The sequence below is a fragment of the Microbulbifer agarilyticus S89 genome, from assembly GCF_000220505.1.
GTDB lineage: Bacteria > Pseudomonadota > Gammaproteobacteria > Pseudomonadales > Cellvibrionaceae > Microbulbifer > Microbulbifer agarilyticus_B.
In genome coordinates this window covers 1-567 of the sequence record NZ_AFPJ01000039.1, presented here as the reverse complement: position 1 = coordinate 567, position 567 = coordinate 1, and the positions used below count along the sequence as shown (strand labels likewise).

Here is a 567-nt window from a genome sequence, read left to right as displayed (position 1 = left end):
GGGATGAACGCCGAGCAGATTGCTGCTATCCGGGGGCTGAAAATGAGTACAATAGAAGATCATTTTGTGGAAATGGCCATTAATGACGATGCGTTCCCATTGACAGACTTTGTTACACCTAATCAGGTGGATGAGGTAGTTTCAAAAGTAGAGGAATTGGGGACTAGAAGATTACGAATGTTAAAACAAGAGTTTGGCGAATTAAGTTATTTTCAACTTCGTCTAATACTAGGCTCCAAGTTGGGAGGCGGAAAATGACAGACCTGCAAAATTTGTTGTATGAGAAATTTGGCTACCGTGAATTTCGGCCAGGACAGGAAAAAGTGATTCGTTCTGTCCTGGAAGGAAAGGACACAGTCGCAATCTTGCCAACAGGAACAGGCAAATCGCTTTGTTACCAATTGCCTTCTTATTTGTTGAATGGCAGCACGCTCATTATTTCTCCGCTTGTTTCATTGATGGAGGATCAAGCGTCTTCCATGAGGAGAAATGGTGAGAAGAGAGTCGCGGCCTTGAACTCATTTTTATCATTTCAGGATAAAAACCGGATTCTCTCCCAAATTCATT

General features: G+C 42.5%; 2 protein-coding genes. Both read left to right on the top strand.

The window, feature by feature from the left end; translation table 11 throughout:
* Positions 1 to 258: helix-turn-helix domain-containing protein (locus tag AS89_RS17555; protein ID WP_010133146.1), on the top strand; the 258-nt coding region annotated here is incomplete at its 5' end.
* Positions 255 to 567 (top strand): DEAD/DEAH box helicase (locus AS89_RS17550; protein WP_010133145.1); only part of this gene is annotated, 313 nt, incomplete at its 3' end. The genes AS89_RS17555 and AS89_RS17550, both read left to right, overlap by 4 nt.